15 protein-coding genes and 1 tRNA gene are annotated in these 19,912 nt (G+C 46.2%); 5 read left to right on the top strand and 11 right to left on the bottom strand.

What is annotated here, in order from left to right; translation table 11 throughout:
- Positions 1-179 precede the first annotated feature (179 nt).
- Positions 180-878: a Crp/Fnr family transcriptional regulator gene (locus NDI48_13325; protein ID MEP0832182.1), complete on the bottom strand. Its 699-nt coding sequence runs from the start codon at positions 876-878 to the stop codon at positions 180-182.
- 99 nt (positions 879-977) lie between these two features.
- On the opposite strand from NDI48_13325, the gene NDI48_13320 reads away from it, so the two are divergent.
- Complete coding sequence (locus NDI48_13320; GenBank protein MEP0832181.1) at positions 978-2,042, top strand: DALR anticodon-binding domain-containing protein; 1,065 nt, start codon at positions 978-980, stop codon at positions 2,040-2,042.
- Positions 2,043-2,213: 171 nt separating this feature from the next.
- Here the strand turns inward: NDI48_13320 and NDI48_13315 are convergent, their stop codons facing one another.
- Positions 2,214-3,089: a Cof-type HAD-IIB family hydrolase gene (locus tag NDI48_13315; protein MEP0832180.1), complete on the bottom strand. Its 876-nt coding sequence runs from the start codon at positions 3,087-3,089 to the stop codon at positions 2,214-2,216.
- Between the two features lie 142 nt (positions 3,090-3,231).
- On the opposite strand from NDI48_13315, the gene NDI48_13310 reads away from it, so the two are divergent.
- Complete coding sequence (locus NDI48_13310) at positions 3,232-4,191, top strand: cation transporter (GenBank protein ID MEP0832179.1); 960 nt, start codon at positions 3,232-3,234, stop codon at positions 4,189-4,191.
- A 383-nt stretch (positions 4,192-4,574) separates the two neighbouring features.
- On the opposite strand, the gene NDI48_13305 is transcribed toward NDI48_13310, so the two are convergent.
- Together NDI48_13305 and NDI48_13300 are read right to left on the bottom strand one after the other, a co-directional pair.
- Positions 4,575-6,074 carry an S-layer homology domain-containing protein gene (locus NDI48_13305; GenBank protein ID MEP0832178.1) on the bottom strand — a complete coding sequence of 500 codons (1,500 nt, stop codon included), beginning with the start codon at positions 6,072-6,074 and terminating at the stop codon, positions 4,575-4,577.
- A 326-nt stretch (positions 6,075-6,400) separates the two neighbouring features.
- Positions 6,401-7,462, bottom strand: coding sequence for a polysaccharide deacetylase family protein (locus NDI48_13300; protein ID MEP0832177.1), 1,062 nt, complete (start codon positions 7,460-7,462; stop codon positions 6,401-6,403).
- A 728-nt stretch (positions 7,463-8,190) separates the two neighbouring features.
- Here NDI48_13300 and NDI48_13295 point away from each other — a divergent pair.
- On the top strand, positions 8,191-9,375 hold the full coding sequence (locus tag NDI48_13295) for a hypothetical protein (protein ID MEP0832176.1): 1,185 nt from the start codon (positions 8,191-8,193) through the stop codon (positions 9,373-9,375).
- Positions 9,376-9,607: 232 nt separating this feature from the next.
- Here the strand turns inward: NDI48_13295 and NDI48_13290 are convergent, their stop codons facing one another.
- From NDI48_13290 to NDI48_13270, 5 genes are all read right to left on the bottom strand, one after another.
- Positions 9,608-9,862: a hypothetical protein gene (locus tag NDI48_13290; protein MEP0832175.1), complete on the bottom strand. Its 255-nt coding sequence runs from the start codon at positions 9,860-9,862 to the stop codon at positions 9,608-9,610.
- A 22-nt stretch (positions 9,863-9,884) separates the two neighbouring features.
- Positions 9,885-9,967: transfer RNA gene (locus tag NDI48_13285), tRNA-Leu, on the bottom strand.
- Complete coding sequence (locus NDI48_13280) at positions 9,946-10,821, bottom strand: M48 family metallopeptidase (GenBank protein MEP0832174.1); 876 nt, start codon at positions 10,819-10,821, stop codon at positions 9,946-9,948. Before NDI48_13280 ends, NDI48_13285 begins: the two co-directional genes overlap by 22 nt.
- A 358-nt stretch (positions 10,822-11,179) precedes the next feature.
- A complete protein-coding gene (locus tag NDI48_13275; protein ID MEP0832173.1) occupies positions 11,180-11,602 on the bottom strand; it encodes a hypothetical protein in 423 nt (140 codons plus the stop codon).
- A 214-nt stretch (positions 11,603-11,816) separates the two neighbouring features.
- Positions 11,817-12,173 carry an iron-sulfur cluster assembly accessory protein gene (locus NDI48_13270; protein MEP0832172.1) on the bottom strand — a complete coding sequence of 119 codons (357 nt, stop codon included), beginning with the start codon at positions 12,171-12,173 and terminating at the stop codon, positions 11,817-11,819.
- 311 nt (positions 12,174-12,484) lie between these two features.
- Here NDI48_13270 and NDI48_13265 point away from each other — a divergent pair, with 311 nt between their 5' ends.
- On the top strand, positions 12,485-14,155 hold the full coding sequence (locus NDI48_13265) for a hypothetical protein (protein ID MEP0832171.1): 1,671 nt from the start codon (positions 12,485-12,487) through the stop codon (positions 14,153-14,155).
- Positions 14,156-14,278: 123 nt separating this feature from the next.
- Here NDI48_13265 and ppsA read toward each other — a convergent pair whose 3' ends face one another.
- Positions 14,279-16,717, bottom strand: a complete 2,439-nt coding sequence (gene ppsA, locus NDI48_13260; protein MEP0832170.1) for a phosphoenolpyruvate synthase — start codon at positions 16,715-16,717, stop codon at positions 14,279-14,281.
- 706 nt (positions 16,718-17,423) lie between these two features.
- Here ppsA and NDI48_13255 point away from each other — a divergent pair.
- Entirely contained in the window at positions 17,424-17,570 is a 147-nt protein-coding gene (locus NDI48_13255) for a hypothetical protein (protein MEP0832169.1), read from the top strand.
- 830 nt (positions 17,571-18,400) lie between these two features.
- Here NDI48_13255 and NDI48_13250 read toward each other — a convergent pair.
- On the bottom strand, positions 18,401-19,825 hold the full coding sequence (locus tag NDI48_13250) for an amidohydrolase (protein MEP0832168.1): 1,425 nt from the start codon (positions 19,823-19,825) through the stop codon (positions 18,401-18,403).
- Between the last annotated feature and the right edge of the window lie 87 nt (positions 19,826-19,912).

The raw sequence follows: 19,912 nt of genomic DNA, 5'->3' as shown, positions 1-19,912 counted from the left end.
GCTAAGAGTGAAGGTTAATTATGAGCAACGGGTACAAGCTAGACTCAGTAGAAGTCTTAAGGCAAGTCGATACTGATGCCGCTCACGGTCTGAGCCGAGACGAGGCTACGCACTGTTTGGGGCATTAAAGCCTAACTATGCCATAGATGCCGCTAGGTAGGCTACCCAACTTAAATGGTTTAATTATGAGAAATTTCTATGGCTTGAGATGGTAAGCAAATCAAATTATCTCCTTTGGTACAAATCAGTTCACGTTGCCGAAGTTTGCCCATCAAACGAGTCACCGTCACACGAGTAGAACCAATCGCACTACCAATTTGTGCATGGGTTAAAGGGAACGGTAAACAGTATCCATTGCTACAAGGTTCACCAAATTCTTCTATTAATAACGTAAGAAATCCCAATAGTCGATCAATCGTTCGTCGTTGTCCTAAGGTACTCAGCCACAATAATTTACGCTGATGCTGATACCGAAATGCATCTAACACTTCCCGACGAAAGTGAGGCCAATTGTCCAAGTCATGCCAGTACATCCACACCACCGAAGTTTGATCGACGTGAGAATAAGCTTGCAGCGTAAATGGCGATTGCGCCACAATTTCAAAGGGTTGACCCGCTCCCACAAAGCCTAAAAAAGTTTCATCGGCTGTCGGATTCAATAATTTAGACGCTGTCTTGCCGGTACTCGCACTCACTTGCGCCGTACCCACTAACCGAATTGCCCCCCTCTGTACTAGATACAACAATCCAGTACGGGCGGGAATTCGCTCGTCTTTACTGAAAGTCCGATAGCGGTAATGTTCCTGCGCCCAGTCTATAATCCGTTGCCAAGTTAAAAATGGTCGAGATGCCTCTGATGCGGAGGATGATGAATTCATATACGATAGCGTGAGCAAAACGCCAGTTTTTTTAGATCTTACATGGAGTCAAAAGTAACAAAAAATACTTCCAACTGTTGGTCACTAAGTATAAGTTTGTTGGGGAATTCTGTCGCTATTAAGCCAGTTTTGCAGCAACAAATCTTAGCTTCGAGCGCTTTATTGGGTAGGAGTCTTGTCACAAATGAGTTACTTGACAAGTTTAAAATAACGGTTGAAACGATTCCTGTGCATCGTTTGTCTGATGATAGAGGAGTCATTTATCGCTCTGCGATCGCACTTCAGCTTGCACCCCTCTGGCAGTTGCCACCCCTCGACATCGCACATCAATTGGCTGAGGGCATGGCAATCAGCGCTCAAAATACGATTAATGCAGAAACGGGCAACTGGGGGCAGCAAGCCATCAAAAGTCAAACTTTCAAGACTCAGCCTCCAAGTCCTAGCCAAGTGTGCTTAGACTTCAGCGTTGAGGTGTTCTCTCCAGGCTGGATTCAGTTTCGCCTAAGCGATCGCGGTTTAGCCACCTGGTTACAACAGTTGATTCAAATACCCCTTGTTTTATCACATGGGGCCAAGGATTCGTCAATAGCAGTTCACAGGCTAGGGGAACCGGAGGATAGGGAAGCAGAAATTAAACATCCATACTCACCACACCCTCAGATTCCTGCTCAAAGCCAGCGAACTGAACCAGCAAACCAGGCTAACTCTGTGTTTAGAGTTCAATATGCTCATGCCCGCTGCTGCTCACTCCTGCGCTTGGCACACCGACAAAGGTTAATTAACTTGAGCGGCTTAGACAGCATCAATCCAAACTGGGCATGGGTTGAGCCTAACCCCATTCCCTGGCTTGATGGCAACTCACCGATGGAGTGGGAACCCATACGCTTGCGGTTAAAGCATCCGGCAGAACGAGGGTTGATAGCGCAGGTTTTAGATGGAACCGAGCAACTGACGCTGCCTACTCCAGCCGGTGTGATCGAACTGGCGAATGCTTTAAGTCATGGGTTTGAAAAATTCTACAGCGCCTGCCGCATTTGGGGAGAGGTCAAAACCGAGACTCCTCAGCTTGCTCAGGCGAGATTGGGGTTAGTGGGGATTACTCAAAAGTTGCTGCGATCGCTCCTACAAAACCACCTGCATGTAACCGCTCCGATCGAGCTATGAAGATATTTTTACATAACAACAAAAAAATTTTTGCCACAGGTAGTGACAAAATCAACAACTTTCAGGTATCATTCTGGTTGTGTGAGGAGCGAACCAGTCAGGGAACCGAGACGAAACACGGCCAGTCGTCGGTTCCCTTTCTGATTTTTATAACTTGTTTGGGTTGGTGGGTTACAGCGTAAAGGCTTCGATGGCAGCCGCTGCACCATCTTGTTCAACCGTCGGGGCAACCCACTGGGCTAGAGCTTGTACCTCGGTTGGTGCATTGCCCATCGCAACGCCTAAACCTGCGTATTCGAGCATTTCCACATCATTAAAATTATCACCTATAGCCATCACATTGTGGGCTTGAAGTCCCAGAAGTTCTTCGGCTAGGTAGCGTACAGCAGCCCCTTTATTGACGGCAGGATGAGTGGCTTCAAAGAAGGTTGCCACCGACTTGGTCAAATATAGCTCGGCTGGGGTATATTGTTGGCGCAAACTCCCCCAGAGTTGGTCAATAATGGCCGTGTCATCACTCAAGGCTAAAATTTTTGTTGGTTCATTGCTTAAAGTATTACGCAAGTCACCCACGGGCTGGGGTTGAATACCGGAGCGTTGGGCATAGATTTTTGTTTCCGAGGTGATTTCCCGAACATACAATTGGTCGTTGATATAGAAATGAACGGACAGCAGAGAGCGCAACGCTTCACTCTCGAAGTAATCCAACAATTGCTCTGCGGTACTGCGCGAGACGGGTAGATGTTGATAAATCTTTTCGGTTGCAGGGTGTTGAATCCACGCGCCTTGGTAAGCGAGTAAGGGTAGGGTGGAATTAACGGCTTGATGAAAGCGCAAGGCAGAACAATACATTCGACCCGTGGCGATCGCCACCTGAATCCCCTTGGCCTGAGCCGAACGGATTGCCTGCAACACTGGTTCGTTGATTTCGTTAGATCGACCGGCGATTGTCCCATCAATATCCAATACCAGGAGTTGAATATCAAGAGCATCGAGGTCAATAGCGTCCAATGAAGCTGACTGATGAGCTGTAGAAGGTTCTGGCATAAGCTTTGAGCGGTTAGAAAACAAAAGATTAGCAAGGACAGCATCAGCGTTGCGTCTTGTGCAAGGCATCACTATCGCTCGTGAATTACACAGTCAAGCTGAGTGATGATCGATAATGTTTGGATAAATGCAGCATCAGGCCATGACTGAAGGACAAAACCGCGCTCAGGTAGTTCGTCTGATTTTATTCACCTCTTTCTGGCTGATGTTGCTCATTTTATCAGTCAAAGTTTCAGCCGCTTGGAGAGTGCGATCGCTCAGTCTCATGGCAGAGTCGTTGCACACGCTTCTCACTAGCGTCAGCACCTTCCTAAGTTTGCTCACGCTGAAAGCTTATCGCCCCAACGGTTACCCCATCTACGGTCAGAGTAAACGTGATGTCATAATCACGTTTCTGCTGATCGCCATTTTAGGCTTTGCGGGTTTAAATTTAATTGGGTTGTCGGCTCAGCAGCTAATAGGTGCGGTTTTAGGAGACACCCGAAGCTCTCCAGTTCGCGTCAGTTGGCCTTTAATGCAGGTATTAGGCGTTCTAGTCGTAACGAGCATAGGCATGGCTATCTTGGGTCTTTACCAAGGGAGACTTCTCAGTCATCCTGCCCTACGCTTTAATGCAGGTCAACTGTTCAAAGATGTGTTGCTGACCCTATTGGTCATTGGTGGACTGGTGGGCGTGTGGTGGGGTATTAGTTGGCTTGATGTCTTCCTGGCGATTGTGCTGGTGCTGCTAGCTGCCGGAAGTTGCTGGCAAGTGGTCAGTTGGCAGTTCCCGCTGATGGTAGAGCAGACGGCGATCGCACCTGAAGTTTTGGCTCAAATTGCCCGCCAAGTTGAGGGCGTTACGCACTGTTACCACATTCGTTCACGAGGTTTGGTGGGACGCTTGGTCTATGTTCAGATGCACTTAATTGTGCAGCCAGATCTGGCTAAACTCACGCCTTTAATTGCTGAACGCATTGAAACTGTCATTCGAGAGCGTTATGGCCCTGTGCATGTCACTTTTTTTATCGATGATGACATGGCAGCCGGTGCTAATTTTAACCAATCCCCTCCAATTACAGAAGTGAAGGGCAAAAATGACCCGATGGGTAGAAGTAATTAATGATTACAATCAATTCATCTTTGGCAGACATCAGGGTTATACCCAGTTGCAGTCAAAGATAGCAGACTTTTTCCCCACTCCCCTGAGGTTTCTTGACGGGTGATAAGGGGGAGTGAACCTCCCCTCAGTCGGCTACAGCCCATAACAGGGTATTAAGTTCGTTGGTGCATTTGCTACAAGCCATGATGCCCAGCAGCTCACTGCTGGGCTTTTCTTGTCAATGCTTCTCCAGCTAATAGGACAAGACTCTCAAAAAATTTAATGAAAAAACCCCACTGAGCTGCGCTAGCCAGTGGGGTCAAAATCAAAGGATACTCAATTACTGACTTATCGGTTGAAGTATCGACTTTTATGCACCCATCTAGGGGAACGAAACGAACTAATTATCGTGGGCGATTTCCCGGCGTCCGTCCACCTTCATCATTACTACCCCCGCGAGGACTTGAGTTACCAGGATCACAGCCTTCTGCTCCATTGCCAATGCCTTGGTTGCAGTTTTGACGGCGGGGTTTTTCGCGATCGCTTCCACCCACTTCCCTCATTTCCCCGGCTTCCCTGAATTTGGTTTCTTTGCCGACGATATAGGGCGACGAAATTTCCGTCGCCTCGCCATTATTAACCATCGCCTGGTAGAGAAATGCCGCGACTTCGGCTCGCGTTGCCACCTTGTTAGGACTGCAAGTGTTGCTATTAGGATAGTTCACTACAATGCCCCGCTCTGTTGCTGCTGCAACTAAGCTGCGAGCCTCAGCAGGGATCGCGCCGGCATCGCGATAAACCGCCAAAATTTGCTCGATGGAACTACTCGATGAGGTATAGTTTAGCCCCTTCGTCAACGCCGTTAAAATTTGCAGACGAGTTAGGCTTTGGTAGGGTTTGAATTGACTGCCAGAAGCAGCGCCTAAAAAGCCCATCTCATAAGCCTCCCGGATACCCTCGTAAGCCCAGTAGCTAGCTGAGACATCCCGAAAACTCATCGCATCGCGAACTTTAGTCTTCTTAAAAACGGAGGCAAGCAACGCGGCAAACTCGCCGCGAGTTACGGGTTTATCTGGATAAAATTTACCATCAGGAAATCCAGTCAGAATACCTCGCTGAGCCAGTTCCATAATGAAACCTCTCGCCCAGTAACTTTCGGATATATCGCTAAAGCTGACTTGAGAGCTACGGCGAGCCATGCTTGTCTGCTGCTGCTGTGTTTCGGTGCTGACACCCTCGCTCATCTGGGTGCTACCCTCGGCTTGAGAGCTTTGGCTGCTACTTTGGTTGCTGCCACCCGTGACGGATTGCATCGTCTCACTGGTACGGGTGATCACCTCTTGCCGGCTGGTTGTTTGCGTTGTTGTCTGGCTACTGGCAAGAGTTTGAGTTGCGACTTCATCCCACTTGGCTACAGTACCCGCTAAATTGGTGCGATAAACCCAGCTTTGGGAGCCGCTAGCGACAATTACCCGCCAACCTGGAACCATCGATTGAGTACACATGCTGTTGGAGTCGCCCAGACCCAAACAGCCATCCGACCAGGTTTCTTTTTCTACTTTGACAATTCGGAGTTTCGATGATTCAACTCCAGTCTTTTGAGAAACATCCTTGAAGACGGCATCCTTGCAACTGCACTCTTGTGCCATCGACTCATTCTCATCATCGTCGTCCTTGTCATCATCGTCATCTTTATCTGTTTTCTCCTCCTTATCTTTCGTCATTTGGCTAACAGATAACTGTTGTGCTAGCTCAACGCTTTCTTCTTGACCAGAAAACTTCATCGACGAAGCATTAGTTGGGGAAGCTACAGAAGCCGAAATACCTGCGGTCATCTCGGTTAAGACAATTCCCACTACTGCCAAAATCAGCCCACTCTTTGATGCAATAAGACTCAAATTCATTAATCCCACACCAAACGCCAAACTATCTAAATAGACGTTTACTTCTCTTAATTGTTCCTGTTGATAAAATCAAAAAATTTTCAGCCGAAGTAAATTTTTTAGCTGATAAATTCAGGAATTCAATTCAATCTACGGGATCTTAACTCACCAACAATCGCCGCGTCACTATTAACAGCAATGAGAAATGTTGCATAAATAATAACTATTGATGACTTCTCTAAATTACGTCTTTTGGAGCTTGCCATTGCCTCAGATTACTTATCTAGCTGAGTGCATTTTTATATCGATCACCGTTAGTAAAAATTGTGTAAAGGTAAAGGAATAAACTAGGGTTGAGTTAGAAAACTCGAAGACCAATCTTTTTTCGCGATTACTTCCGACTTTTTTGGGTCTGTCATTTTCAGCAGTTGGGGGATAGTCACAAACTTGTATCCCTGCTGTGTAAGTTTGGTAATAATTTGCGGGAGAGCTTGTACTGTTGCTGGGTGGTTGCCGCCCCCATCATGCATCAGTACAATTGCTCCGGGATGCGCCTTGCGGATGACATTATTGACTAACTGATGGGCAGGGAGTGGGCGATAGTCCATTGGGTCATTCGACCACATAACGATCGCATTCTTTTGCTGGATGGCGTAGTCAGCAACCCCATTATTCATTACAGCTCCGGGTGGTCGAAATAGGGAGGTTTTTACCCCTACCGTCTTATAGATCAGTTGTGCCGTGTCATCCAGTTCGCGGGCAGCCGTAGAGGCATCTAGCCGACGGTACCAATGGTTCCAGGTATGGTTACCAATGGCATGACCTTCCGCCACTACCTGCTTAGCAATTTGTGGATGCTCTTTCAGTGCTTGTCCCACCCAAAAGAATGTAGCTTTGATGTTATTTTTCTTCAGGATTTCCAGTATTTTTAATGTATTGCTAGGCCAAGGCCCATCATCAAAGGTGAGTGCGATCACCTTCTGCTGATTTAACGGTGTTATCTTTTTTATGATTTTTGCCTGAAACTCTGGGGAAACCCCAAAACTGATGGTAGGTTGCTCTCCGGATGGGCTTTCTGGGCTGAGGACATCACCCGATGAGGTTGTACTCTCTGGTGGGAGGTTTTGAGCAAGAGGGTTCCCATCAATTGCCTTTGGTTTGGCAGTGGCAGGGAAGAGGGAAGTCTCAACAGGGTTCTGTGTTGGTAAGCTTTTACCTCCTGAATTTGAGGCAATTTCTGGGCGGGGTGGTACAACAGACGCAGGTGGTAACGTTGAATTCTTCGCTCTAAATGCTCCCTGAGAGGATTTATGGGAGTACCAGCTTAAGCCAATAACAAAGCCAAAAGCCATAACAAGCAGCGTGATAAACATTAACCTCCGCAACCGGAAGGCATTCGGCTTAGCCAAATTATCTCTCCTTACACATTTTCAGGATTTGCTTTACCTTTCCTAAATCGCCGCCTGGAGGGAGATTTTACCAGGATTGCTCGCCGATTCTTCCCTGCACAGACAGGTTCGGTCAGTAATTTTATCAAAATATGGTGAGCTGGCAATCGATCGTAGGGTGAGCATAACCCGTTATCGAATTTGGCAACAGGTCTATTCTCTAACCAATGAGAAAGAATATTGTTGAATTGGCTTAAAACGTCTGCTCGGATATTACTTTAGAGTTTGCAGATTGCCCGAAGGCTAAGGTAAAAGCCAAAAGATAATATTACGGTAAAAAACGTTAAGATAGTTAACAAAAGTTTGCTTTTCGGAGTGGATACTGTATACTAAAGACATCAAGTGTTACAATCGCATCTTCCAGCTTCAGTCGCTTTACGCATTCAATAACCTTAGCTTGAAAAAGGTCAGGGCTAGGTTCTGGCATCTCCACACAGATTATGCAAACCACTTGCTACTGACCAAACCCAGAAACCTTTTTTACCAGGGTGATGTTGATCTTCCCTAGGGTCAAGCCGTTGGCTAGGGTGCTGACTTGACTTTAGATTTAGCAAGACTTTTTTTGACTGCCAATACGGATGCCTGCGCTTTTCAGTGTGCAAGTTCAGGCAGAGAATGCCTATGGCAAAGTATGCAACAACTGAAATACTCCACACCGACAAATATTTCACCTTCAATTTTTTTCTTTAATGAAATACCAATTCAGTTCCCATGTATCGGTTCTCGAACAGTCGTCATCTCAATCGGGCGATCGCCTAGTACAGTTGTGGGCAAAGCGTTACGTACCGAACTTGTCCATGCTGCGTTTAGAGACAAATCCGTCCACTGTCTCTGAGTTAGCTGAAGTGGCTTCTCCTTCAGGGAGAGCAAAAACAGTTGCTAAGCTAGAGCGTTTTCTCCATAATAACTTCGAGTCGGCAGGGATGCGGACAAGCCCTCTGTTTACTTACATTCCGAACATAGTAAATTTGGCACAAGCAAGGCAACTATCGCCCTATGTTGCACACATTTATAAGAAAGCCCTATCCATTTACTTGCAGCAATCGCCTTCCCTATCCTCGTTGCTAGCAAGACCAACAGCAATAACGGCAACTTCCTCGATTGGGACAGTGAATTGTTCAATCGCTCTCTATAAAGAGTGGGCAGAGCCGATGCTAGAACAGCTAGTCACGGGACTGGAACCTGTATTATGGCATCTGCGCGAGCGATTAAACCAAGCTCCCGATCCGCGTACCATTGGCTTCATCAGTACGCACTTTCACTTCAGCAGTAACTTACTGTTAGAGAAGCTTACCCCCTGCGAACAAGTGTTGCTGACTCCCTACTTCAAGTTTGTAGAAGAGCAAGTGTGTATTCCCTGGCAACGAGTCTGCAATACGGCGGCTCAGTATCCTCCTAATTTACCTATCATTAAAGTTGTTGAGCAACTCTTACCTGTTACCCAAGAAATTGCTCATCTCGTCTATGCTCGGATGGCTCAAGTTTACTGTGAGCATCGCACTCGTCGGGGAAATTTAAACGAACCAGGAGTCATGAGTTCGGCTATCCGAGACTTGGAGATGTTTCAACTCTACCTCTGGCTATGTTTTCTAGAGAAGAAGATGGCACCGATAGAACAGGAATTACTGCCTTTGTGTGTCATGGTTTTTCCTAACATCGGCGTGACAGGTGAGTTGGTGAGGCAAATGTTACGCTTTCTTGTCAATGAAATCATGGCTCGCTTGGAACCCACTCAGATACCACTGTTATTGCCTTATACTCAAAGGCTTCAGGAACTTTTTTCTGACTTTGACCAAAAAGCGGCTAAAACTAGGAAACACTCGCAAAAGTTTGCAGGGAATTCCAGGAGTCGTCAATCTATTCCTGTGGGTTGATTGATGGGTAGGATTGAATTTTCTTAAAGTTCTAGCAAAGACAGAAGGCAGACCGGAGCTAAGCGTGAGGACAGAAGGCACCGGAGCTAAGCGTGAGGAGGCTCTTATGTTTCTTACTGGTACGTGGTCATTTCAGCCATTAAATCTGTCCTAACCTTGATGGCAACAACTATACTTACGCATTGACCGAATCGTTAATGTATGATTTGCCGCCAACAGCGTCGCGTCATACTCATGTGATTTGTACAGTGCGTAAGTCCTGTTTTAAGGGGCTTAAACCAAAAAATAAGGGAAGAGAACGAATTCTTCTTCCCTGGGGATTATTTTGTTGATTATTCTGGTCGTCTGCATTTTGACCCTCTTGAAGCTTTTTCCTCAGCATCTGCTGTTGCTTTTTGAGTTGTCTCGCCCTGGCAGAACCACCTTTACCCTTGTCGTTTCTTCCCTGGCGACGGGGAGATTCCCATCGCTTGAGTCGTTGTGTCATGAGTGTTGCCTCTGGATAACAGTGGGCGGGGAGAGACTCGAACTCTCATGACCAAAGGCCGCCACATTTTGAGTGTGGTGCGTCTACCAATTTCGCCACCCGCCCTGGGGAGCAACCTTCTCATTATACCCGTTTTTTTGTCCCTGCAACAAAGATTGATAAGTTTGTGAGCTGGCCCAACGATCAATCTCTCTGGCTCGGAGTACGGGTACGGGGTGAGTGAGCTGAGCGGTTTGTGCTGATTTGAGCATTTCACCGAGTTCGGTATTGCTGATGGCGTCGTAAGCTCTCGCTTGAGCGATGAAGGCATCTAGGTTGAGTTGGGGGGCGAGAGTGGGGGAACCGCCAGCAAGTTTCATCAAAACTGACATCACGACTCTGGGGTCTTGAGTGGCGAGGAGTGCGGCGCGATCGCACGTAAATTCTGCACACCGTACCCATTCCAATAGCTGTGCCTGTACGCTCTGAGCAATGACTGAACCCCAAGTCGGGATTAAACTAGCGGCTAGGATAATGATATTAAGCGGCGTCAGGTAGACGCTGTGTTCACATTTGAGATGTCCTAGTTCATGAGCAATCACTGCCTGAATTTCTTCCGGCGTGAGCATATCAATTAAGGATGTGTGTAACACAATAAAAGGCTGCTTACCCCGCATAGCGAAGGTATAAGCATTAGGTGCCGGATGCTGGTGTACGTAAAGTTGGGGTGGATCTAAATCTAGCGTTTTGCAAGCATCTAAGAGGAGATTATGAAGATGTGGCAGTTGATTTTCACCCACCAAGACGCTGGCAGCGATGTTGTTCAGGTAAAAAAACTGTTCCGCTAAGGGGCCAAGTAAATTCCGCACCATCAAGTCCAACCCTGGCACCTGCTTGAGGGATTGGGTGGCTTCAAAATCTAGGGGATGGCGAAAATCGTCTGCCTTTAGACCAATGAGCAGTGTTTTTGAAATTCCCATTTAGACTACGGTAAATTCTGTAAGGGTATTAAATGATGCTTTTGTCAAGCGATTTTCAGCGATCAGCTTGGTGTAGTGACTAATCTTAATGATGTCACGTTTGAGATGGGATTGCTGGCTACGTCTGGCACCTCCAAGTAAATCTCCCCCATTACTTACTCAAGAAAGGTACTTGCTCCTTGTCTGCACTCGCCTAAAAATCAAGGACGGATATTGTTTTCCCAATGATCTGCAACAGCTCTGATCCGGCTCCCCCCTTTTTAAGGGGGGTAGGGGGGATCTATATGTAGCGCCTCAAAACAAAAGCCTCGAAAGGTTTACCCTAACACCAAACCAACTAACCGTAGACCTCAGGTACTCAAGGCTCCGATAACCAACCTTGAACGCGCTTTAAACTTTTCCAATCGGGTTTTCTGTTGAGTCCATCTTCAAGACTTTCCATCAAGTCGTGCCGGACTTGGGAATCCATCGCCATTAGCTGCCTCGCGACATCAATGTGTTTCCGCACACCGGTTTGACCGGTTTCCAACATGGCAATGGCGAGGTTAACTCTAGCTTGGGGGGCACTCTGATCTAACTTAACGCCCTTGAGAGCCGCTTTATAGGCTTGTTCCGGTTTGTCATCCAGCAAATAAAGCCATGCTAGACAACTCCAAGCGGCAGCCGTTTTAGGAGAGCGATCGCAAATTTCCTTGAAAACTGGAAGCAGTGTATCTGGACCTTCACCCGCGTTGTAACGTTCCAGACCAATATCGAACATGGAGGTAATAGACTCGGTCATAAGTAGTCGTGGTTACTGATTTTTCTGAGTTATCAATCTCGTCTTGCTATATTGACATAACCTTTAATACATATTTCGCGAGTAGGATTCTACCTACCCTCAAAAAGATACCAGACCCAGCTCGAAGAGTGGATCTGGTTTGCTTAAGACCGACAATAACGGTCATGGAGTGAGTTGCCCTAGCTTGCCCAATCAACCTTCAGGCATAACTAACTTAAACACCAAAGGATTTACCACAACCACAGCTTTGACTGGCATTGGGGTTGGTGAATTGGAACCCACCGCCAATCATGGCATCGCTGTAATCGAGAACTAAGCCATAGAGATAAAGCATACTCTTCGGATCGCAGACGATTTTAAAGCCTTCATAGTCAAAGACTTCATCATTCTCCCGAACTTTACTAGGGTCTTCAAAATCCATCATGTAAGACATGCCCGAACAGCCTCCCTGGCGGACACCCACCCGTAAGTAGAGGTCTTTTCCTTGTCTCTCCCGCAGGGCTAAAACATGCTTGAGGGCGGCCTCTGTCAGTTGGATACCTCTTTGTTGGGGCTGAGTTGCTTGTGTCATGAATACCTTGCGACTCCTATTGGCTCTTTATATAGGGAATAGTTTATTTTGCCAGTCTCTTGGATCAAGTTGATTAAGACAACTGACAAGGGAGTAAACTTGCTGTGCTTAGCTTTTTACCTTTTATTGTAACGAATCCGACTTAAATCCATGCGTGGCAACTTCAAGATGCCCTAGTAGAAGAGAGTAGAAATCCAGCGCCAGATCCAGAAAACAACAGCCCGGAAATTATTGCGGTTTAATAGGAATATCTCCTCTTATACTGGTTCTCGGCTCGCTATTCTTTTTGCAATTAACGCCATCGCTATTCTATGTCTGCTCTGAATCCCACTACTTGTCGTCGGCTTAAAAATTTACAACAAATTCCTAGTGTGTGGGAAGGTGATCGCCGTTCGCTGTCAGCTTTTGCAGACACGATGGAATCGGAAAGTGAAGGGAACAGCGAATGTATTCTCTGGGTTGATGGTTCCGAAGGCATTGTGCGGGCAATGGATGTGGTGTCACCAGAAATGGGTCCAGAAGCCGTTGTGCGTGCCTTGCTGCGAGCCATGGAGCATCCCCAAAACCCGGCTCGACCGGCTCGACCCTCGAAGATTGTAGTGCGAGACCGGGAAATTCAGTTTTATTTGCGCGGTGTCCTGCAAGATTTGGATATTACGATTGATTACGTTCCAGATTTACCTTTAATTGATGAGGTATTTCGGGGGTTTGCGGAAGTCGCTAGCAATCGACGCCCTGAGCTCCCCCCTCAATATGCCGACCTCTTGCTGCAAAAATCCGATGAACTTTGGCAAGATGCCCCTTGGGAACTGCTAGCTGATCACAATATTCTCTCCATTGAAATCAATCAATGGGATGTGGAAACGTTTTACGCCTCCGTCATGGGAATGCTGGGGATGGAGTATGGCGTCCTGCTATATCGTTCCTTGGATTCCCTAAAACGGTTCCGGGCATCGGTTTTAGCCGAGGAGTCGTTCGAGGCGATGGAAAAAGCCTTTTTAGGGCAAGATTGCTTGTTTGTCACCTTTGGACGAGATGACGATGAACAGGAGGAAGATGATGAAGAGGATGACTTTGATTTAGCGGACTTGCCCGTGTCCGATATTGTGCCGAACTTCGGGACGGTGCATCCTTTGGAAGGTATGCGACCCTTTCTGTATGACGAAGAAGCGATCGCGCTTTACATTGCCTTGGAAGCACTCCATCGCTTTTTCAAAGCGACCTCTCGGCAGTTAGCCGCAGATGAGTTCCCTACAATCTCCAAGCGTTACCGCATCGCCGTCCCCCTGGAAGTTGAATCAAAATCAACGCTTTCGGTGAAAGTTTCCACGCTCCCGGATGTAGCAACCGAGTTGTTGGAAATGGCTCAGTTCGTTGACGAAGATGACTTTGAAGACGACTTTGATGATGACTTGGATGATGATTTAGACGAAGCGGAAATGGCGGCACCACTACGGGATGATTTAATCCCAAAAGATGCATTCCTCAGCCTGGGAATGATTCCCTGGGAAAGTGTTGAAATGCTACGGGCTGGTGTCGATTGCTACCAGTCGAAGGAAGTTGAGGAGGCTGGTGAAGGGATGCCAGTCATTCTGATTCAAACCACTCGCCCCAAAGCCAAAGTGCTGATTGAGCAGATCCAAACCGCTGGGGGTTTAAAAGCAATTTGCTTTAATCCAGGAGAAGACCCCTTTGTGGGCGAACGTTATGACTTGGGCATTCTTCAGACGGAAAATAGTAATCTATACTTGTTTGGCGAGTTTCCAGAAGCCGACCCCACCCATCTGTCCGCCCGTAAAAAGTGGGATCAGCGCTGTAAGAAAATTAAGGGACATTGCGGCTTAATCATTGCCAAGGGTCTAACGGGAGCAGCACGCGGTAATCCTAAGCCTAGTGATATGGTGGCATTTTTTGAGGCGCGATCGCTCTCTGCCAGAGAGTTGGGCTTAGGGATGCTTCAGTTGATCCCGCAGTTTGAGTAGGGCTTGAAGGTTGATTGAGAAGGTAGAGCGTCCGTCCAGGAGTGGGGCAGCGGTAATGCATACCCCACTCGTGCAATCTCGGATTGTGGGATCGGCATCCCGCCCATCCTCAAAAGTGGCACTCTAGTGTTCAACTCCCTCCACTTGGGCAACCATCAAGATGGTCTTGAGAACAGAATCAGGGTTGAGGCTAATCGAGTCAATTCCCTGTTCTACCAAGAATTGAGCAAACTCAGGATAGTCGCTGGGAGCCTGACCACAAATACCAATTTTACAACCATGCTCCTTCGCATCTGCGATCGCCATTTTCACCATCCGCTTCACGCCTTTATTCCGTTCATCAAAGATAGGAGCCACTAACGCGGAATCACGGTCTAAACCCAGAGTTAGTTGCGTCAGGTCATTAGAACCAATCGAGAAGCCGTCAAACACCTTACTAAACTCATCCGCTAAGATCACATTACTCGGCAACTCACACATCACATAAACATGTAAGCCGTTGACGCCCCGTTTTAGACCGTTTTTAGCCATTTCTGCTAACACTTGACGACCCTCATCCGGTGTACGACAGAAGGGAATCATTGGAATCACATTCGTTAAACCCATCTCCTCCCGCACTCGCTTGAGTGCCTGACATTCCAAAGCAAAGGCATCGCGATATTTCTCATCGTAATAACGAGACGCACCACGCCATCCCAGCATCGGGTTCTCTTCCTTTGGCTCAAACGGCTTACCACCCAAAAGGTTGGCATACTCATTCGTCTTGAGGTCGGACAGCCGCACAATCACGGGCTTGGGATAAAATGCTGCTGCAATCATCCCGATGCCACAAGCCAGCTTATCCACAAAGAATTCAGGCTTGTTGTCATAGAGTTTTGTGAGTTCGGCAATTTGGGCCTTAACCACTTCATCTTCCAACTGGTCGAAGTGAAGCAATGCCAATGGGTGCGTTTGGATGTGGTTGGCAATGATAAATTCTAACCGAGCCAAACCCACACCATCGCAAGGGATAGAAGCTAAGCTAAAGGCTTGTTCTGGGTTGCCCACATTCATCAAGATTTGAGTGCGAGTCCGAGGCAAGTTTTCCAATCTCGTCTCTTTCACCTCAAAGGGCAACAAACCTTTGTAAACCAATCCTTCGTCCCCTTCCGCGCAGGAAATGGTCACCTCTTGACCGGTCTTCAAGACATCCGTTGCATCCGTGCAACCCACAATCGCCGGAATCCCCAATTCCCTTGCAATAATTGCCGCGTGGCAAGTTCGCCCCCCCTGATTGGTAACAATTGCACTGGCTTTCTTCATAATCGGTTCCCAATCGGGGTCTGTTTTATTGGTCACTAAGACCTCACCAGGTTGGAACAGATGAATTTGGCTGACATCTAAAATCACACGGGCTGTACCCTGACCAATGGTTGCACCGACGCTACGACCCCTAACTAAAACTTCACTATGTTCTTTCAGGTGGTAAGTCTTGAGGACGTTGGTAGACTTTTGAGATTGCACCGTTTCGGGACGTGCCTGAACTACAAATAATTCATTGGTCAACCCATCTTTTGCCCATTCAATATCCATGGGCGTGTAGACACCGCGAACGTGAGAATAGTGTTCTTCAATCTGCACCGCCCAACGTGCTAATTGTAGAATTTCATCATCGGTTAGGCAAAATTTATCCTGTTCAGCTTCCGGTACCCAGACATTTTTCGTTAATCTGGAACCACCCATGTCATAAACCATTTTGATGCGTTTGTTGCCTAGGCGTTTGTCCAAAATGGGACGGAATCCATCTTTTAAGGTCGGCTTGAAGACTAAATATTCATCTGGGTTCACGGCACCTTGAACGATGTTTTCTCCTAAACCGTAAGCCGCTGTAATTAAGGCCGCATTTTTGAAGCCACTTTCCGTATCAATAGAGAACATAACGCCCGAAGCGGCTAAATCGGAACGCACCATTTTTTGCACGCCAACGGAGAGGGCAACCTCTAACTGATCAAACCCATTGCGCTGACGATAGGAGATGGCACGGTCAGTAAATAGAGAGGCAAAACATCGGTGGCAATATTCCAAAACTCTGGTGAGACTTTGGACGTTTAAGTAAGTTTCCTGCTGACCCGCAAAGCTAGCATCGGGAAGGTCTTCAGCCGTGGCAGACGAGCGAACGGCGACTTCTGTATCTTCGCCGTAACGGTTGCATAACTTTTGATAAGCTGCACCAATTGCCGCTTCCAGTTCTGGGGGAAAGTTTACGCTCAGGATTAATCTCCGCGCTTTGTTGCCATGCTGTTGAAGATTCCTGACATCATCTACGTCTAAGTCAGCAAATAGTTCGCGCAACTGGGCTGCTAAACCCGCTTTTTCAATAAAGTAACGGTAGGCATAGGCTGTGATGGCAAATCCATTAGGAACATTTACTCCCTTGGGCTTCAGTTGTCGAATGAGTTCACCTAAAGAGGCATTTTTTCCGCCTACCAAGGGAATATCCTCAAGCCTTATTTCGTCAAACCACAGAATCAGAGATTGCTCTTGGGTTGTTTGGGTAGATGTCACGCGGGTAGATGTCAGCATAACTCTTTTCTTTTCTCCGACTACTACCTCTAGTCTAACTTTAGAATTTCTTTGGGATCGCTATGAAACGACTAAGAATTAGCTCTAAATCAGAGAGGAGCGAAAAAAAACAATTCCTCCAAAAGCCGAAAAAGCTTGTTTTTATAAGGTTTTTAGTTAGAGAGGATAAAATTTTAATAAGAATAGATCGGTACAAAAATATTAATATTTCTTGTTTTTTATTTAAGCATTTTTTTGAGGAAATTAGATTATTATTTATCAATAATTAAGTTAGAAATATTGTGTGACTTAAAAAATAAATTTTAGCTATAGCTAATAATTAGATACGTCTTTTTTGTGAAATTTTTGTGAATAGTCGCGGGTGTCACCAACGCTGTTCTGGATGAATCGCCGCCAGTGGTGTTAGCTGAGGGCACTCGCCGAAGCTAATGTACTTGAGGTAAGGGCTTTTTCTAGATTATGGGAAGAGGGTTAGGTAGTTTACCAATGCGATCTGAACCCCACTTCTAGAGATAATAGTGCCGGCTAATCCACCGTTAGCCCACAGCCGTACCACGGAAATTGTCTAGGTTCCGAATCTTCTGCCTAGGGTTCATCCCTTAATGGTTTCGTACTACTCGTTTGGGGGAATCGCTGGCTGTTTTCTGTTTACATAAGTTAATATAAATTTATAAGTTTCAATCTCTTAATCTTCAAGATTCCCAATATGGCTAATTCAGAAGGACGCAAACAGCAAATCATGGAACATATCAGCAGAAGCGTACAACTGCCTCAACAACTATCGGCAACCACTGCAAATTCAGAGGCTCGAAAAAAGCAGATAATGGAGCATGTCAAAAGAAGTCTGAGTTAATCGAGTTTGCAATTGTGCGCGTCTAAATACAGGGGGTGGACAGTATCCATCCTCTGCTAGTTATGAAAAAAGCGATCGCCTCCGATGAAAACTTTTGTAAAATACTAGTTTGAGCGAAAGAAAGATGCTGTTGGCATCGTAATCTCCGAATCGTTTGTGACGAAGAAAGACCCTGGAAAAAATAAGTTTATAAAACCAAACTATCAGAGTCTATTTTTTCAGGAACTTCATAGTCTTCGGTAACGGAAAGAATGTGATTGAGCGACTGAATCAGAAGTAGACTTAAACCAAAAATTAAAATGAATAGTATCCCTGCCACAAAACCAGCAAATTGAAAAACGTACAAAGAACTAGATATAAATAAAGACATTTGTTTTCCTTCTATTAAGGTTGGCGAGAAAAATTGAGTCTTTTTGTTGACCGTCTTGAGATGAAGCGAGCCAGAGAATAGGGAAACTAAAATATTAGAACAGAATCGTACTACTTAAGTGTGAATAATTTGTGAAAACTTTAAGGTACTGTACCTAGCATTGTCAAAGCCCAACTCTTGTAGCTGGGCTTCTTGGATAGAAAGGCATTCCTTAACGTTCAATTATTGTCACACTCTTAAATTATTGCCTCTCTCATTGGTTAATCAGTCTTTTGGTTGCTATTTTCCTAAAATGAAAGGTTTTTTCAGGCGGAAGAGGGAGTCCATTTCCCCTTATTATACTTTAAATGCTAAGGATATAAGGAGTAATGAGCGGCCTCTAGAAATCAACTCACCCCTAATACCTAGACTAAATTTTATGGGGTAGAAAATATCATCCCTGAGAGAGATATAGAAAATTTTAAGAATGAATCTTCTGATATCCCTGTGGTAATCCCATGACACGGCGATAATGAGCTTCAACCTGATTCACGGTCTGAGATTGGCGGTTTGCCACCCACTGGCTACGCTCAAATAATTCCTGTCTTAACGCATCCACATCAATCGTAATTACCTGGCCTTGGGCAACCACTTGCTGACCATTGACCCAAACACTATCAACAGCATTTGTAGGACGCCCTAGAACGAGTAAGCCAATGGGATCAGTACGGGGCAAGAGCGAGAGACTGGTTAGGTCATAAAGTACCATATCGGCTTTTTTTCCTATCGTCAGCGAACCGAGTTCATCTTCTACATTCAATCCCTTTGCACCTCCCAACGAGGCCATTTCCACTGACTGGCGAGGTGTAATCCAATGATGATAGTCCATCTCCGTGATGTTGTGTACAATTGAACCCATTTTGATGGCTTCTAGTAAATCCTGAGAGTCATTGCTGGCCGCACCATCACAACCAAAGGCGACATTCACTCCCGCTTGACAATATTTCAAAATCGGCGCAATCCCACTGCCTAAGCGCAAGTTACTTAAAGGATTATGTACCACCGTCGCTCTCGTTTCGGCCAAAATACCAATATCCGCATCACTCAACCAAACACAATGGGCTAAAGAGGTGCGTTCACTCAAATACCCAATGCGCTTCAGGTGTTCAACCGCAGTACAGTGATACTTTTCTTGAGCCAGTTGTTGTTGGGCTTGGGTTTCTAACAAGTGAGAATGACGACAGAGATTGTAGCGATCGCTCAGTTCAATACACCCTTCAAATAATGCATCTGAACACAACTGCATCCCCGTTGGTGCTACCAAAATATTCACCCCTGCTTCTGGGTTATGAAATGTCTCCACCATTTCTTGCATGAGTGCCAACGTGCTTTGAGTTGAGCGCAGGTAAGTTTCGTGTTCCCTTTTCGTCCCGCCATCAGGAATGCTTTGGGTGAGAGATTCATCTTGAATCAAAGGGGCAATAAACGCACGGATGCCAATGTCTTGGTAGGCGCGAACTGCCGCCGCAACGGTTTCGATTTCTTGACCGGGAATCAACACTAAGTGGTCAACTACACTAGTGCCACCAGAAAGCAGGGTTTCTACAGCGGTTCCTAACGCACTCAGATAAACTTGCACCGGTTCAAGGGGTGCAAAATCATAAAGTTCCGCCAGCCACAATTCCAGAGGAACAGGAGGAATAATTCCTCGCTGCCACATCTCTGAGGAGTGGGTATGGGCGTTGACGAAACCAGGGAGGAGAAGTTTGTTTTGACCATTGACGACAGTTCCAACCCCTTCTAGATTGGGTGCAATGTTACGAATGTGATTGTAGATGATTTGTACATCTACGGTTGAATAGCTTTGCTCAATTGGAATTAAAACATTTTGAAGTGTCCAGTTCACAGGTTAACCCTTGAATATTTATCGCTTTAATCAATATATCTTTAATAAAATTCAATACTTAAATAACGCTTAAGTTTGGGCTAAAAA

The sequence above is a fragment of the Microcoleus sp. AS-A8 genome (assembly GCA_039962225.1).
Classification (GTDB): Bacteria; Cyanobacteriota; Cyanobacteriia; order Cyanobacteriales; family Coleofasciculaceae; genus Allocoleopsis.
Note: the sequence above shows the minus strand (reverse complement) of the source record. Positions and strands in the feature narration are given on the sequence as shown.

What these genes read in the sequence shown, in the direction of transcription:
- NDI48_13325 (MEP0832182.1), bottom strand. Translation starts at nt 878, where the DNA reads ATGAATTCATCATCCTCCGCATCAGAGGCATCTCGACCATTTTTAACT.
- NDI48_13315 (MEP0832180.1), bottom strand. Translation starts at nt 3,089, where the DNA reads ATGCCAGAACCTTCTACAGCTCATCAGTCAGCTTCATTGGACGCTATT.
- NDI48_13310 (MEP0832179.1), top strand. Translation starts at nt 3,232, where the DNA reads ATGACTGAAGGACAAAACCGCGCTCAGGTAGTTCGTCTGATTTTATTC.
- NDI48_13305 (MEP0832178.1), bottom strand. Translation starts at nt 6,074, where the DNA reads ATGAATTTGAGTCTTATTGCATCAAAGAGTGGGCTGATTTTGGCAGTA.
- NDI48_13295 (MEP0832176.1), top strand. Translation starts at nt 8,191, where the DNA reads ATGAAATACCAATTCAGTTCCCATGTATCGGTTCTCGAACAGTCGTCA.
- NDI48_13290 (MEP0832175.1), bottom strand. Translation starts at nt 9,862, where the DNA reads ATGACACAACGACTCAAGCGATGGGAATCTCCCCGTCGCCAGGGAAGA.
- NDI48_13280 (MEP0832174.1), bottom strand. Translation starts at nt 10,821, where the DNA reads ATGGGAATTTCAAAAACACTGCTCATTGGTCTAAAGGCAGACGATTTT.
- NDI48_13275 (MEP0832173.1), bottom strand. Translation starts at nt 11,602, where the DNA reads ATGACCGAGTCTATTACCTCCATGTTCGATATTGGTCTGGAACGTTAC.
- NDI48_13270 (MEP0832172.1), bottom strand. Translation starts at nt 12,173, where the DNA reads ATGACACAAGCAACTCAGCCCCAACAAAGAGGTATCCAACTGACAGAG.
- NDI48_13265 (MEP0832171.1), top strand. Translation starts at nt 12,485, where the DNA reads ATGTCTGCTCTGAATCCCACTACTTGTCGTCGGCTTAAAAATTTACAA.
- ppsA (MEP0832170.1), bottom strand. Translation starts at nt 16,717, where the DNA reads ATGCTGACATCTACCCGCGTGACATCTACCCAAACAACCCAAGAGCAA.
- NDI48_13255 (MEP0832169.1), top strand. Translation starts at nt 17,424, where the DNA reads ATGGCTAATTCAGAAGGACGCAAACAGCAAATCATGGAACATATCAGC.